The following is a 13,326-nucleotide window of genomic DNA, read 5'->3' as shown; positions in this document are numbered from 1 at the left end:
GGGTCGGAGCCGGACGGGCAGTCGGTCGGCGCGGCGACGGTGCTCGACGGCGACGCCGAGGCCGACGCCGACGTGGAGGCGGATGCGGAGGTCGAGGCGCTCGACCCGGCGGACGGCGTCGAACAGGCGGCGAGGGTCACTGCGGCAGCAGCCCCGAGCGCCCAGGCGGTCACCATGCGACCGCGGCGGTGTGCAGGCATTGCAATCCTTCGTCTGTGTTGGATGCGTCGGTCCAGGGCGTGCCCATACCGAGTGGTGTCCGTCAACCTAGGAAGCCCACGTACCGTGCATGTTTCGCAGAGGCCATTGAGGCCGATTCGTTACGGGTCCGTGACCTGGCCCCTCAGACGTCGGAGACGGCCACCGCTGGCGCGACCGGGGCGCGGCGCGTCCGCCCGGCGGTCAGGAGGGACTCCCCGACGAGCATCAGCAGGGCGATCCAGACCAGGACGAACCCGGCCAGCCGGCCGAGCGGCATGGCCTCGTGGAGCACGAGCACGCCGATCAGGAACTGCAGGATCGGGGCGAGGTACTGCAGGAACCCGGCCACCGTGAGCGGCAGCCGCTTGGCGGCGGAGCCGAACAACAGCAGCGGCACCGCGGTGCCGATGCCGGCCGACGCGAGCATGAGGGTGGGGAACGCGCCGGCCGAGCCGAACGCCAGCCCCGGCCCGAAGCCGACGATCAGCAGCTGGGCCAGGGCGACCGGCGTCAGCCACGCGGTCTCGAGCGTCAGGGCCGTGAGCACGTCCGCCCGGTTCCCGACCTGCTTCTTCACGAGTCCGTAGAGGCCGAAGGACGCCGCGAGCGCGAGCGAGATCCACGGCAGCGCGCCGCCCTCGACGCCGAGGACGACGACGGCGAGCGCGCTGATCCCGACCGCGATCCACTGGCCGATGCGCAGGTGCTCCCGCAGCACGAGCACGCCGAGCAGCACGGTGACGATCGGGTTGACGAAGTAGCCGAGCGCGGCGTCGACCACCCGGCCGCTGACCGTCGCGAGCACGTACACGGTCCAGTTGACGTAGATCAGCACACCGGCGAGCGCGAAGGTGAGCACCGTGCGGCGGTTCCCGAGCACCCGGCGGAACGAGCCCCAGGTGCGCGTGACCGTGAGCAGCAGAGCGCAGAAGACGAGGGAGAAGACGATCCGCCAGCCCACGATCTCGAACGCGCCCGCAGGGGCCATCGCGAGGAAGTAGACGGGCATCGCGCCCCAGAGGAAGTACGCGAGGAGGCCGAAGCCCATGCCGCTGCGGGTGCGGTCCCGTGCTCGCGCGTTCGTCACTGCAGGCACGCTACCGGCCGACTGCTGGGGGCCGGGGCGTGTTCACGCCGGGCCGGCCGACCCTGGCCGGATCTCGACGCGGCCTGACATGAACGCGTCGGGCCCCGCATCCGGTGGACGGATGCGGGGCCCGGCGTTCGGACGAGCGGCGTCAGTGGGTGACGACGGCGAGCACGTCGCGGGCCGACAGGACGAGGTAGTCCTCGCCGCCGACCTTCACCTCGGTGCCGCCGTACTTCGAGTAGAGCACCCGGTCGCCGACCGCGACGTCGATCGGCACGCGGTTGCCGTTGTCGTCGATGCGGCCGGGGCCCACCGCCACGACCTCGCCCTCCTGGGGCTTCTCCTTGGCGGTGTCGGGGATGACCAGACCCGACGCGGTCGTCTGCTCGGCCTCGACCTGGCTGATCACGATGCGATCCTCGAGCGGCTTGATGGAGACCGGCACGGTCCACCTCTTCTTTCTTGGCGATCGGACGTTCTGCTGGCACTGGGTAGCCCTGAGTGCCAACATCGGAGTCTAGGGGGCTGCTTGGCACTCTCGCAATGCGAGTGCCAATGGGCGGGGGAGCCGCCGTGGCTTCGGGCGGATCCGGTTACGGTGAAGCCGTGGAGCAGGAGGAACTCGAGCGCCTGCTCTCGCCCCGCGTGCTGACCGCCGTGGACGCGGAACCGGCGCCCACCGGGACGACCGACGTGGTCGCCCGCTCCACCGCGCTGCGCCGCGCCGGCTTCACGCCCGACGAGACGGCGGCGATCCTCACCCAGGCGAAGCTGCGCCGGCGGGCGGTCGCGAAGTTCGGCGACTTCGCGGCCCGCATGCTCTTCACCCGGGCCGGCCTGGAGCAGGCGACCCGGCTGGACGTGGCCGCGCACCACGCCGCGCGCTTCCGCGGCTTCGACGCGGGCCGCATCGCCGACCTCGGCTGCGGGATCGGTGGTGACGCGCTCGCGTTCGCCGCCGTCGACCTCGAGGTGCTCGCGGTCGAGCGCGACCCGGTGACCGCGGCGATCGCCGCCTACAACCTCGCCCCGTTCCCCGACGTGGACGTCCGGAACGGTGAGGCCGAGCAGGCCGACCTCGGATCGGTGAATGCGGTCTGGCTCGATCCGGCGCGGCGCACCGCCGGTCATGGCGAGACCCGTCGGGTCGGGCCCGCGGACTACTCGCCGTCACTCGAGTTCGCGGCGCAGCTCGCCGAGCGGCTGCCGGTCGGGCTCAAGCTCTCCCCCGCCCACGACCGCGAGAGCATCCCCGACCACGCCGAGGCGCAGTGGGTGTCGAGCGGCGGCGACGTCGTGGAGACGGCGCTATGGTTCGGCGACCTCCGGCGGGGCGACGTCCGCCGAGCCGCCCTCGTCGTGACGGATCGGGGGTCCGCTGAGATGACGGCGACCGCCGACAGCCCGGACGAGCCGGCCGGGCCCCTCGCCGGCTACCTCCACGAGCCGGACGGGGCGGTCATCCGTGCCCGCCTGCTCGGGGATCTCGCCCGGGCGACGGGCACGCACCCCGTGGGGCCGTCGATCGCCTACCTGACCGGCGATCTGCCGCTGTCGACCCCGTTCGTGGACTCGTTCGAGATCGAGGCGGTGCTGCCGTTCGACCGGCTGCGGATCCGGCGCGAGCTCAAGGCGCGGCGGATCGGTCGGCTGGAGATCAAGAAGCGGGGCGTCGACCTCGATCCGTCGACGTTCCGCACGTTCCTGGGGCTCGCCGGGGACGGCGAGGCCACCCTGATCGTCACACGCACGCCGGAGCGCCGGGTGGCGCTCATCTGCCGGCGGCTGACGGCCTGACGCGGGCGCGGGCGCGGGCGCGGGTCAGTAGGTGCCGCTCGCGGCGAGCGTCGCGAGCGCGACGGCCCACAGCACGACGAGCAGGACGCCGATCGCGATGCCCAGGTAGCCGAGCACGAGCGCCCAGATCGCGAGGCCCCGGCCCCGCTCCCCGGTGCGCTTGATCTGCGAGAGCGCGATGTGCCCGCAGATCACGGCACCGATCGACACCACGAACGCGAGGATGAACGCGACGATCGACAGGGTGTTGTAGCGGTCCTGCGGCGCCTGCGCGTACTGCGTCGGGACGGGCCGGTAGGAGGAGGACACGGCGGAGCCTTTCGGGCGAGCGGACGGAGCGGAACGCGGAACCGTCCGCGCGGGGAAGGGCTGAGGCTCAGTAGTTCGACGAGGCGCCCGCGATGCCGACGATCGCCGCGAGGACGACCCAGACGACGATCGCGATCGCGATGGCGACGAACCCGGTGATGATGCCGGTGAGCCACATGCCCTTCGCCTGCGGCTCCTTGCGGCGCCCGAGGAAGCCGAGCACGACGGCGGCCGCGCCGGGCAGGAAGCCCGTTCCGAACAGGAAGAGCGACAGGAGCACGCCGAGGATGCCGAAGATCAGCGACAGGATGCTGAGGATCGGGGACTTCGCGGGCGTCGGCGCGGACGCGTACGGCGTCGACGGCGGGGGCGTGGGCTGGTAGTCGCTCATGGGATTCCCTTCGCCGACGATCAGCGTCGCCGGCAGCGCCCATCGTGGCAGCGGCCACCAGGGGTGTCAACGCGCCTCGCGGCCCCGCTTCAGGGCACTTGGACGAGGTCGACCGGCATCGTCGAGTCGACGCCGAAGCCCAGCCCGCTCGGCCGCGCGCCGGCGGCGATGCGCATCGCGCCGAGGCCGGCGATCATCGCGCCGTTGTCGGTGCAGAGCTCGAGCGGCGGGATCCGCACGGTCACGCCCGCCGGAACCGCGCGGTCGAGCGCCGTGTCGCGGAGCCGCCGGTTGGCCACGACGCCCCCGCCGAGGAGCAGCCGAGGCACGCCCGTGACGGCGCACGCGTCGAGCGCCTTCGTGACCAGCACGTCGACGACCGCCTCGCGGAAGCCGGCGGCGACGTCCGCGAGGGGCAGCGGCTGCCCCGCGGCCTCCGCGCGCTCGACGGTGCGGGCCACCGCCGTCTTCAGGCCGCTGAACGAGAAGTCGAAGCGGTGGGCCCCGCGGTCCTTCGATGCGGTCAGCCCACGCGGGAAGCGGATGGCGGCCGGGTCGCCGCCGACAGCGGCCGCATCGATGCGCGGACCGCCCGGGTAGGCGAGCCCGAGCAGACGGGCGGTCTTGTCGAACGCCTCCCCCGCCGCGTCGTCGAGCGTCTCGCCGAGCAGCTCGACGTCCTCGGCGAGGTCGCGGACGAGCAGGAGCGAGGTGTGGCCGCCGGAGACGAGGAGCGCCACGACCGGCAGCTCCAGGTCGCGCGGCGCGGTGCCGCGCGCGTGCAGCAGGTCGGCCGCGACATGGCCGACGAGGTGGTTCACGCCGTAGAGCGGCTTGCCCGCCGCGATCGCGAGCGCCTTGGCGGCGCCCACGCCGACCATGAGCGCCCCTGCCAGGCCCGGACCGGCGGTCACGGCGACCGCGTCGAGGTCGTCGACCCCGACGCCCGCGTCCGCCAGCGCCCGGCGGAGCGCCGGCGTGAGCGCCTCGAGGTGCGCACGGGCGGCGATCTCGGGCACGACGCCGCCGTACCGGGCCTGCTCCTCCATCGAGGAGGCGATGACGTTCGCGAGCACCTCGCGGCCACGGACGATCCCGATCCCGGTCTCGTCGCAGGACGTCTCGATGCCGAGGACGAGCGGGTCCCGGCTCATGGGACGGCCACCGGCAGCTCGAGCCGCATGACCACGGCGTCGACGTCGTCGGGCTGGTAGTAGTGCCGCCGGCGGCCGATCGGAGCGAACCCGGCGGAGACGTAGAGGGCGGTCGCGACGGGGTTGTCGGCACGCACCTCGAGGAACACCCGCACGGCGCCCCTCGCGGTCGCCTCCTCGAGCAGCCGCTCGAGGAGGGCCCGGCCGAAGCCGCGGCCGCGGGCGGCCTCCGCGACGGCGATCGTGAGCACGTCCGCGTCGCCGGCACCGCGCGGCGCGAGCACGGCGGCGTAGCCGAGCAGGGCGTCCACCTCCGACGCGACGACCGTCGCGGTGTCGCGATCGGCGAGCGTGGCGGCCATGCTCGAGCGGCTCCAGGCGTCGGTGGGGAAGCTCGCGGTCTCGATCGCCATGATCCCGTCGAGGTCGCCGGGAGTGGCGGGGCGCAGGCCGGTCATCCGGTCACCCGCTTCGGCGCGGCGAGGGTCACGTCGGGGCTGCGGAGGTACCGGGCGTCGGGGGGCTCGGGCGCGATGCCTGCGGCGCGGCGCAGGGCGGCGACGCGACCGAGCACGGCCGGATCGACGACGGCCGTGATGTGGGGCAGGTCCGGAACCGCGTCCAGGGCACCGACGCGGGGCTCCTCGTCCCGCACCGGCACGCCGGCGACGTCGACCGACCGGTAGACGGTGGCGTAGACCTCGCGGCGCTTGGCGTCGGCGACGACGACGAAGGGCGGCTCCGTCCCGCCCTCGAGCGCGGCCAGGGCGATCGCGTCGTGGCTGAGGACCGGCAGCTCCGGCACGCCGAGCACCATCGCGACGGTGCGCGCCGCGGCCATGCCGACACGCAGGCCGGTGAAGGGGCCCGGACCGACACCGTACGCGACGGCCGCGACGTCCGCGATGCGGTCGGTGAGGACCGCGTCGAGGAGCGGCCCGATGGCCTCCGCGTGGCCGCGCGGGTCGCCGGAGCGGCGTGCCGCGACGACCGCGCCGCCGTCGTCGACGAGTGCGACCCCGGTGGACCCGGAGCTGTCGACGGCGAGGATCACCCCATCACCCTACGAGCGGCGGCGCACCCGCCCAGCGCGGGCCGGAGCGCCGCAGCTCGACGGTCCGTGGTTCGACGGGCGCGTCGTCGGGATCGCCGGCCGGACCGTCAGGGGCGGGAGTGAGAACGACTTCGAGCAACGACCCGCTCACCCCGTCGAGCAGCCCCTCGCCCCACTCGACGACGACGACCGCGTGGTCGTAGTCGAGGTCGAGGTCGTCGAGCTCGGCGGCGGACCCGAGCCGGTAGGCGTCCACGTGGACGAGCGGGGGGCCACCGACGAGTGAGGGATGGGTTCGGGCGAGCACGAACGTCGGGCTCGTGACGGGGCCGCGCACCCCGAGCGCCTCGCCGATCCCGGAGGTCATCGTCGTCTTCCCGGCGCCGAGCGGCCCGGTGAGCACGACGAGGTCACCGGCCCGCAGCGCGGCGCCGAGCCGCGCGCCGAGCGCCCGCATCGCCTCGGGGTCGGCGACATGGGCGCGCTCGATCACTCCGGCCGCCGCTGGACGCGTGGACCGATCCGCGTGACGATCTCGTACCCGATCGTGTCGGCCCAGCGCGCCCAGTCGGCCGCCGACGGGGCACCGGTGGCGGGATCGCCGAACACCACGACCGGGTCGCCGACCGCCACGTCGCCGTCGGTCTCGATGACGAACTGGTCCATGGCGATCCGGCCGCGGATGGGGCGACGCCCGCCGCCGACCAGCACCTCGGCGCGGTTGGACGCGGCCCGGGGCACGCCGTCCGCGTACCCGAGCGGCACGAGCGCGAGAGACGTCGGGCGCTCGGCCCGCCAGGTGGAGTCGTAGGACACGCCGGCGCCCGCGGGGATGCGGCGCACGGCCGCGATCCGCGACTCGAGCGTCATCGCAGGGCGCAGGCCGAGGCGGGCCGCGTCCCCGTCGTCGTAGGGGGAGACGCCGTAGAGGCCGATCCCGGTGCGCACCGCGGTGTACGCCGACTGGTCGCGGCGGAGCGCGGCGGCGGTGCTGGCGAGGTGGCGCAGCTCCGGACGCAGCCCGGCGTCGTGCAGGCGGCGAAGGGCGTCGGCGAAGCGGGACTCCGCGGCCGCGTCCTCCTCCGTGGACGTGTTGGCGAGGTGCGAGAAGACGCCGCGGACGCGGATCCGCCCCTCCGCCTCGAGCCGCGCCGCGAGGCGGAAGGCGCGGTCCCACTCCTCGGGCGCGAGGCCGTTGCGGCTGAGGCCGGTCTCGACCTTCAGCTGCACGGCTGCGCCCGGACCGGTCGCCGCGATCCGGGCCAGCTGGTCGACCGTCGAGACGCCGAGGTCCACGCCCGCGTGGACGGCCGGACCGAAGTCGCCGGCCACGTCGAGCAGCCACGCGAGCACCGGCGCGGTCACCCCCGCCGCCCGCAGCGCGAGCGCCTCGGCCGGATCGGCGACGCCGAGCCAGGTCGCACCACCGTCGAGCGCGGCCCGCGCGGTGGTCACCATGCCGTGCCCGTAGCCGTCGGCCTTCACGACCGCGATCAGGTCGCGCGTGCCGGCGACCGCCTTGAGCCGCCGTGTGTTGGCGCGGATCGCGTCGGTGCCGACCCGGGCCACGCGGTCGGGCGCGCCCTGCTCGGTCACCGGTTCACGGCCCTTGCAGGACGACGAACGCGCGCTGGAGCTCGGAGCGGGCTCACGATCCCTCCAGCACGACGAATGCGGATGCGATTCCCGCGTCGTGGCTCATCGAGAGGTGGGTGGCGGTGACCCCCATGGCCTCGAGTCGAGCCGCGGCGGCGCCCGTCACCCGCAGGAACGGCCGGCGGTCCGTGTCGCTGGTGACCACCATGTCGTGCCAGGTGAACCCGGTGGAGTCCCCCGACGCCTTGATGAGCGCCTCCTTGGCCGCGAAGCGGGCCGCGAGCGAGCTCAGCGGAAGACCCTGTTCGCTGCTGGCGAACAGGCGGAGCCGGAGGGGTGGCGTGCGCTCGAGGGACCGCCCGAAGCGGGCGATGTCGACGACGTCCACGCCGATGCCGAGGATCACGAGGCGCACCGCCTCATTCCACGGTGACGGACTTCGCGAGGTTGCGCGGCTGGTCCACGTCCAGGCCCTTCGCCGCGGCGAGCTCCATGGCGAAGATCTGCAGGGGCGCGACCGCGAGCAGCGGCTCGAACATCGTTCCCGCGAGTGGGATGCGCAGCACGTCGTCCGCATGCGGCAGCACCGCGACGTCGCCGGCCTCCGCGACCGCCAGCACGTGGGCGCCCCGAGCGCGGATCTCCTGGATGTTCGACACGACCTTCGGATGCAGGCTGGTCGAGTCCCGTGGGCTGGGAACCACCACGAACACGCGCTGCCCCGGCTCGATCAGCGCGATCGGGCCGTGCTTCAACTCGCCGGCGGCGAAGCCCTCCGCGTGGATGTAGGCGAGCTCCTTGAGCTTCAGGGCGCCCTCGAGCGCGACCGGGTAGCCGACGTGACGGCCGAGGAACAGCACGCTCCGGGTGTCCGACATGCTGCGCGCGAGCTCGCGGATCTCCGGCCCGGTCTTCAGCACCGTCCGGAGCTTGTCCGGCAGCGCCCTGAGCTCGTCGGTGAGGCCGCGGATCTCGTCGTCGCGCAGCGTCGCGCGCACCCGCGCGAGGTGCAGGCCCAGCAGGTAGAGCGCCACGACCTGGGCGGTGAACGCCTTCGTGCTCGCGACGGCGACCTCCGGCCCCGCCCGGGTGTACAGCACGGCGTCGGATTCGCGCGGGATCGTCGCGCCCTGGGTGTTGCAGATGGACAGCGTGCGGGCACCGCGTTCGCTCGCGTACTTCACGGCCATCAGCGTGTCCATCGTCTCGCCCGACTGGCTGATGGAGACGACGAGGGTGGAGGCGTCGAGCACGGGGTCCCGGTACCGGAACTCGTGCGAGAGCTCCACCTCGACGGGCACCCGCGCCCACTTCTCGATCGCGTACTTGCCGAGCAGGCCCGAGTACGCCGCGGTGCCGGCGCCGAGCACGACGATCCGCGTCACCGCGGCGAGCACGTCCGCGGGGAAGCCGTCCTCGATCTCGTCGAGCACGACCACGCCGTCGACGACCCGCTCGAGCAGGGTCTGCTCGATCGACTCCGGCTCCTCGCTGATCTCCTTCGCCATGAAGCTCGACCAGCCGCCCTTGTCGGCCGCGGAGGCGTCCCATGCGACCTCGTAGACCTCGCCCTCGACCGGGGCGCCGGCGAAGTCCGTGAGCTCGATGCCCTCCGGCCGGATCGCGACGATCTGGTCCTGCCCGATGGCGAGGGCCTTGCGCGTGTACTGCACGAACGCGGCGACGTCCGAGCCGAGGAACTGCTCGCCCTCGCCCAGGCCCACGACGAGCGGCGAGTTGCGGCGGGCACCGACGACGAGGCCGGGCTCGTCCGCGTGCACGGCGAGGAGAGTGAAGGCCCCGTGCAGGCGTCCGACCACCGTGCGGAAGGCGCCGACGAGATCGCCGACCGCCGCGTACTCGCGGCCGAGGAGCACCGCGGCGACCTCGGTGTCGGTCTCGCTGACGAAGGTGTGGCCCTCGGCGAGCAGCTCGTCACGCAGCGCGGCGTAGTTCTCGATGATCCCGTTGTGGATGAGCGCGAGGCGCCCGTCGTCGCCGAGGTGCGGATGGGCGTTGGCGTCGGTGGGGCCCCCGTGGGTCGCCCAGCGGGTGTGGCCGATGCCGGTGCCGCTGCCGGGCAGGGGGTCCGCGATGAGGTCGGCCTCCAGCACGCCGAGCTTGCCGGCGCGCTTGTGCATGGCGAGCTCGCCGTCCGCACCGATCACGGCCACGCCTGCCGAGTCGTAGCCGCGGTACTCGAGCCGTTTCAACCCGCCCACGAGCACTCCGATGGCGTCCCGTCCACCCACGTATCCGACGATCCCGCACATCGAGAGCCGAGTGTAACCGGCCGCCGGAGCGGGACCCCGCGCGGGAAGTAGCATCGGGGACCGTGTCCGACCGGTCCGCGGCGGGTCCCGCGCACGGACTCACCCCCTTCATCGAGATCGGCCGCGACGAGTGGGCGGCTCTCGCGGCGGGCACGCCGCAGCCGCTGACCGACGTCGAGCTGGTGCGTCTCCGAGGCCTCGGGGAACCCCTGGACTCGCGCGAGGTCGCCGAGGTGTACCTGCCGCTCAGCCGGCTGCTCAACCTCTACGCCACGGGCGCCCGGCAGCTGCACGAGCGCACGCGGGGCTTCCTCCGCTCCTCGACGGACACGACCCCTTTCGTGATCGGGGTCGCCGGATCGGTCGCCGTCGGCAAATCGACCGTCGCCCGCCTCCTGCGCGAGCTGCTCGCGCGGTGGGACGACACCCCGAAGGTCGAGCTGGTGCCGACCGACGGCTTCCTGCTGCCCAACGCGGAGCTCGAGCGCCGCGGCATCCTCGCCCGCAAGGGCTTCCCGGAGTCCTACGACCGGCGCGCGCTGCTGCGGTTCATCACCGCGGTGAAGAGCGGCGCGGCGGAGGTGCGGGCGCCGTTCTACTCGCACGAGGCGTACGACATCGTCCCGGACGCCGAGGTGGTCGTGCACCGGCCCGACGTCCTGATCGTCGAAGGCCTGAACGTGCTGCAGCCGCCCCTGCGCACCGGCCTCGCGGTCAGCGACCTCTTCGACTTCAGCGTCTACGTGGATGCGAGGACGAGCGACATCGAGGAGTGGTACATCGAGCGCTTCCGGCGGCTGCAGACCGCCGCGTTCTCGTCGCCGCGGTCGTACTTCCACCGGTACGCCTCGCTCGGACCCGAGGAGGCGCGCACCACCGCGTCCACGATCTGGCACGAGATCAACGAGCCCAACCTGCGGGAGAACGTGCTGCCGACCCGCTCGCGGGCGCGCCTCGTGCTCCGCAAGGCGCAGGACCATGCGGTGCACAGCGTGCTGCTGCGGAAGATCTAGCGAGGCCGCTGGGGGGCGCGGCGTGAGCCGCCGAGCAGGGTCGTCACGCCGCCCAACGCCGAGGTGACGAGCAGCAGCACTCCGAGCAGCCACACCGTGAGCGCGGCGAGCACCAGCCAGTTCACGAGCGCGACCTGGGGCGGCACGAGGACGCCCTGCGAGTAGCGCACCGCGACGCCCCGCCCCAGCGAGGTCGTGCCGCTCGTGGCGAGGGCACCGAGCACGGCGCCGCCGAGGCCGATCAGGGCCACCCACCACCGGGATCCGAGCCGGATCAGCAGGGTCCGGCTCAGCAGCAGGCCGAGCACGAGCAGCCCGAGGACGAAGAGCACGGTCGCGATCACCGGCACGGGCGTCCGGTCCAGCAGGAGCCACGCGACGACGATGCGCGGCAGCGCGAGGACGAGCCCGATCCCGGCGACGATCCGGGTGCCGCGGCGGAGCGCCGCGGCCTGGGCGGTGCTCACGGCGTGGACGTGGTCTGCAGCGCGAGTCGTTCGCGCACCACCTCGACGAGCCGGGCGGCGATCGCCTCGGCGGTCCCGTGGTCGGCGGCCTCCACCATGACCCGCACGACCGGCTCCGTGCCGGACGGCCGAAGCAGCACGCGGCCGGACTCACCGAGCTCCGCCTCCGCGGCAGCCACCGCCTCGATGACGCCCTCGTCGGAGTCGACCCGGGCACGGTCGACGTCCCGCACGGCGACGAGCACCTGCGGGTAGACGGTCACGATCGAGGCGAGCTCCGCGAGGGTGCGGCCGCTGTGCGCGACCTCGGCCAGCAGGTGCAGGCCCGTCAGCAGGCCGTCGCCGGTCGTGGCGTGGTCCGCCATGATCACGTGGCCGGACTGCTCGCCGCCGAGCGACAGGTTCTGCTCGCCGAGGGCCTCGAGCACGTAGCGGTCCCCGACCTTCGTGGCGAGCACCTCGATCCCCCGCTCCCGCATCGCGCGATGCAGGCCGAGGTTGCTCATGACCGTGGCGACCAGGGTGTCGCCCCGGAGCGCGCCACGCGCCTGCATCGCGGTCGCGAGGATGGCCATGATCTGGTCGCCGTCGACGACCCGTCCCTCGGCGTCCACCGCGAGGCAGCGGTCGGCGTCGCCGTCGTGGGCGATGCCGGCGTCGGCGCCGTGCTCGAGGACAGCGGCGGCCAGGCCCGCGAGGTGGGTCGATCCGACGCCGTCGTTGATGTTGATGCCGTTCGGGTCGTTCCCCATGACGACGACCTCGGCGCCCGCGAGCGAGAACACCTCGGGCGAGACGCCGGCCGCTGCGCCGTTGGCGCAGTCGAGCACGACCTTCAGCCCGTCGAGCCGGTGGGGCAGCGTCTCGATGAGGTGCACGACGTAGCGGTCCTCGGCGTCGGCGAACCGGCGGATGCGCCCCACGCCGGCGCCGGTGGGCGCGAGCGGCGGCCGCTGCATGGCGGCCTCGATCCGGTCCTCGACCTCGTCGGGCAGCTTGGTCCCGCCCGCGGCGAAGATCTTGATGCCGTTGTCGGGCGCCGGGTTGTGCGACGCCGAGATCATCACGCCGAAGTCGGCGCCGATGTCCGCGATGAGGAACGCGGCGGCGGGCGTCGGGATGACGCCCGCGTCGTACACGTCCACGCCGGATCCGGCGAGCCCGGCCGCTACGGCGGCCGAGATGAACTCGCCCGAGACCCGCGGATCGCGCGCGAGCACGGCGAACGGGCGACGCCCGGCCGCTCGCGGGCCGTCGCCCAGCACGTGGGCGGCGGCCTGCGCGAGCGACAGGGCGAGCTCCGGGGTGACCTCGCGGTTCGCGAGGCCGCGGACGCCGTCGGTGCCGAAGAGGCGGACCATGACGGGGAAGCGGGAACGCCGGGCGTCAGCGCTTCGAGAACTGCGGCGCCTTGCGAGCCTTCTTGAGGCCGGCCTTCTTGCGCTCCTTGACCCGCGCGTCGCGCGAGAGGAAGCCCGCCTTCTTGAGACCCGGGCGGTTGTTCTCGAGGTCGATCTCGTTCAGCGCCCTGGCGATGCCGAGACGCAGCGCGCCGGCCTGACCGGAGGGGCCGCCGCCCGAGATCTTCGCGATCACGTCGTAGGCGCCGGTGAGCTCGAGCACGGTGAACGGGTCGTTGATCAGCTGCTGGTGCAGCTTGTTCGGAAAGTAGTCCGTGATGTCGCGTCCGTTGACGACGACGGTTCCGGAGCCGGGCGTGATGCGCACGCGGGCGATGGCCTGCTTGCGGCGGCCGACAGCGGCGCCGGGAACGGTCAGCACGGGGCGGGGAGCCTTGACGGCGACCTCGGTCGTGCTCTCGGTGGAGTAGTTGGTGACTTCTTCAGTCGTGGCCTCGGGGTTGGCGCCCTCGAGGGAGTCGGAGATCTTCGCCATTATGTCGGAATCCTTTAGGTGTTCGGGCGGCGCTACTGCGCGACCTGGGTCAGGGTGAAGGTCGTGGGCTGCTGTGCAGCGTGGG

17 protein-coding genes are annotated in these 13,326 nt (G+C 73.4%); 2 read left to right on the top strand and 15 right to left on the bottom strand.

Going from position 1 to position 13,326, the window contains the following annotated elements; translation table 11 throughout:
* From JWQ92_RS14940 to groES, 3 genes are all read right to left on the bottom strand, one after another.
* On the bottom strand, positions 1-200 hold a 200-nt coding region (locus JWQ92_RS14940), incomplete at its 3' end, for a hypothetical protein (RefSeq protein ID WP_297345256.1).
* A 143-nt stretch (positions 201-343) separates the two neighbouring features.
* A complete protein-coding gene (gene rarD / locus JWQ92_RS14935; protein ID WP_297345255.1) occupies positions 344-1,288 on the bottom strand; it encodes an EamA family transporter RarD in 945 nt (314 codons plus the stop codon).
* A gap of 151 nt (positions 1,289-1,439) precedes the next feature.
* Positions 1,440-1,736 (bottom strand): co-chaperone GroES, encoded by a 297-nt coding sequence (gene groES / locus JWQ92_RS14930; RefSeq protein WP_297345254.1) that lies wholly within the window; start codon positions 1,734-1,736, stop codon positions 1,440-1,442.
* A 161-nt stretch (positions 1,737-1,897) separates the two neighbouring features.
* On the opposite strand from groES, the gene JWQ92_RS14925 reads away from it, so the two are divergent.
* The gene (locus tag JWQ92_RS14925) at positions 1,898-3,088 is read left to right on the top strand and encodes a class I SAM-dependent methyltransferase (RefSeq protein WP_297345253.1); all 1,191 of its coding nucleotides are present in this window, start codon (positions 1,898-1,900) and stop codon (positions 3,086-3,088) included.
* Between the two features lie 24 nt (positions 3,089-3,112).
* Here the strand turns inward: JWQ92_RS14925 and JWQ92_RS14920 are convergent, their stop codons facing one another.
* The 9 genes from JWQ92_RS14920 to glmS form a co-directional block, all read right to left on the bottom strand.
* Positions 3,113-3,397 (bottom strand): DUF4190 domain-containing protein, encoded by a 285-nt coding sequence (locus JWQ92_RS14920; RefSeq protein WP_297345252.1) that lies wholly within the window; start codon positions 3,395-3,397, stop codon positions 3,113-3,115.
* Between the two features lie 67 nt (positions 3,398-3,464).
* Complete coding sequence (locus JWQ92_RS14915; RefSeq protein ID WP_297345251.1) at positions 3,465-3,788, bottom strand: DUF4190 domain-containing protein; 324 nt, start codon at positions 3,786-3,788, stop codon at positions 3,465-3,467.
* An 89-nt stretch (positions 3,789-3,877) separates the two neighbouring features.
* The gene (gene tsaD / locus JWQ92_RS14910; protein ID WP_297345250.1) at positions 3,878-4,942 is read right to left on the bottom strand and encodes a tRNA (adenosine(37)-N6)-threonylcarbamoyltransferase complex transferase subunit TsaD; all 1,065 of its coding nucleotides are present in this window, start codon (positions 4,940-4,942) and stop codon (positions 3,878-3,880) included.
* Positions 4,939-5,400, bottom strand: a complete 462-nt coding sequence (rimI, locus tag JWQ92_RS14905; protein ID WP_297345249.1) for a ribosomal protein S18-alanine N-acetyltransferase — start codon at positions 5,398-5,400, stop codon at positions 4,939-4,941. The genes tsaD and rimI overlap by 4 nt, the downstream gene beginning before the upstream one ends.
* Positions 5,397-5,996, bottom strand: a complete 600-nt coding sequence (gene tsaB, locus JWQ92_RS14900; RefSeq protein WP_297345248.1) for a tRNA (adenosine(37)-N6)-threonylcarbamoyltransferase complex dimerization subunit type 1 TsaB — start codon at positions 5,994-5,996, stop codon at positions 5,397-5,399. The genes rimI and tsaB overlap by 4 nt, the downstream gene beginning before the upstream one ends.
* A gap of 4 nt (positions 5,997-6,000) precedes the next feature.
* Entirely contained in the window at positions 6,001-6,453 is a 453-nt protein-coding gene (gene tsaE, locus JWQ92_RS14895) for a tRNA (adenosine(37)-N6)-threonylcarbamoyltransferase complex ATPase subunit type 1 TsaE (RefSeq protein WP_297345258.1), read from the bottom strand.
* 32 nt (positions 6,454-6,485) lie between these two features.
* The gene (gene alr / locus JWQ92_RS14890; protein WP_297345247.1) at positions 6,486-7,592 is read right to left on the bottom strand and encodes an alanine racemase; all 1,107 of its coding nucleotides are present in this window, start codon (positions 7,590-7,592) and stop codon (positions 6,486-6,488) included.
* A gap of 52 nt (positions 7,593-7,644) precedes the next feature.
* Positions 7,645-7,998, bottom strand: coding sequence for a holo-ACP synthase (locus tag JWQ92_RS14885; protein ID WP_297345257.1), 354 nt, complete (start codon positions 7,996-7,998; stop codon positions 7,645-7,647).
* Positions 7,999-8,011: 13 nt separating this feature from the next.
* Positions 8,012-9,865: a glutamine--fructose-6-phosphate transaminase (isomerizing) gene (gene glmS, locus JWQ92_RS14880; protein ID WP_297345246.1), complete on the bottom strand. Its 1,854-nt coding sequence runs from the start codon at positions 9,863-9,865 to the stop codon at positions 8,012-8,014.
* A gap of 62 nt (positions 9,866-9,927) precedes the next feature.
* On the opposite strand from glmS, the gene coaA reads away from it, so the two are divergent.
* Positions 9,928-10,878 (top strand): type I pantothenate kinase, encoded by a 951-nt coding sequence (gene coaA, locus JWQ92_RS14875; protein ID WP_297345245.1) that lies wholly within the window; start codon positions 9,928-9,930, stop codon positions 10,876-10,878.
* Here coaA and JWQ92_RS14870 read toward each other — a convergent pair.
* From JWQ92_RS14870 to rpsI, 3 genes are read right to left on the bottom strand one after another with little or no spacing between them, the layout of a single operon-like run.
* On the bottom strand, positions 10,875-11,345 hold the full coding sequence (locus tag JWQ92_RS14870; RefSeq protein ID WP_297345244.1) for a hypothetical protein: 471 nt from the start codon (positions 11,343-11,345) through the stop codon (positions 10,875-10,877). The genes coaA and JWQ92_RS14870 overlap by 4 nt on opposite strands.
* Positions 11,342-12,706 (bottom strand): phosphoglucosamine mutase, encoded by a 1,365-nt coding sequence (glmM, locus tag JWQ92_RS14865; protein ID WP_297345243.1) that lies wholly within the window; start codon positions 12,704-12,706, stop codon positions 11,342-11,344. The genes JWQ92_RS14870 and glmM overlap by 4 nt, the downstream gene beginning before the upstream one ends.
* 25 nt (positions 12,707-12,731) lie before the next feature.
* Positions 12,732-13,241 carry a 30S ribosomal protein S9 gene (gene rpsI / locus JWQ92_RS14860; protein WP_297345242.1) on the bottom strand — a complete coding sequence of 170 codons (510 nt, stop codon included), beginning with the start codon at positions 13,239-13,241 and terminating at the stop codon, positions 12,732-12,734.
* Positions 13,242-13,326: the final 85 nt, after the last annotated feature.

Source organism: Amnibacterium sp., assembly GCF_025463795.1.
Classification (GTDB): Bacteria; Actinomycetota; Actinomycetes; order Actinomycetales; family Microbacteriaceae; genus Amnibacterium.
Note: the sequence above shows the minus strand (reverse complement) of the source record. Positions and strands in the feature narration are given on the sequence as shown.

Excerpts from the sequence above, each read along its gene's own strand:
- glmS (WP_297345246.1), bottom strand. The coding sequence starts at position 9,865 with ATGTGCGGGATCGTCGGATACGTGGGTGGACGGGACGCCATCGGAGTG.
- tsaD (WP_297345250.1), bottom strand. The coding sequence starts at position 4,942 with ATGAGCCGGGACCCGCTCGTCCTCGGCATCGAGACGTCCTGCGACGAG.
- glmM (WP_297345243.1), bottom strand. The coding sequence starts at position 12,706 with ATGGTCCGCCTCTTCGGCACCGACGGCGTCCGCGGCCTCGCGAACCGC.
- JWQ92_RS14915 (WP_297345251.1), bottom strand. The coding sequence starts at position 3,788 with ATGAGCGACTACCAGCCCACGCCCCCGCCGTCGACGCCGTACGCGTCC.
- rimI (WP_297345249.1), bottom strand. The coding sequence starts at position 5,400 with ATGACCGGCCTGCGCCCCGCCACTCCCGGCGACCTCGACGGGATCATG.
- rpsI (WP_297345242.1), bottom strand. The coding sequence starts at position 13,241 with ATGGCGAAGATCTCCGACTCCCTCGAGGGCGCCAACCCCGAGGCCACG.
- tsaE (WP_297345258.1), bottom strand. The coding sequence starts at position 6,453 with ATGCGGGCGCTCGGCGCGCGGCTCGGCGCCGCGCTGCGGGCCGGTGAC.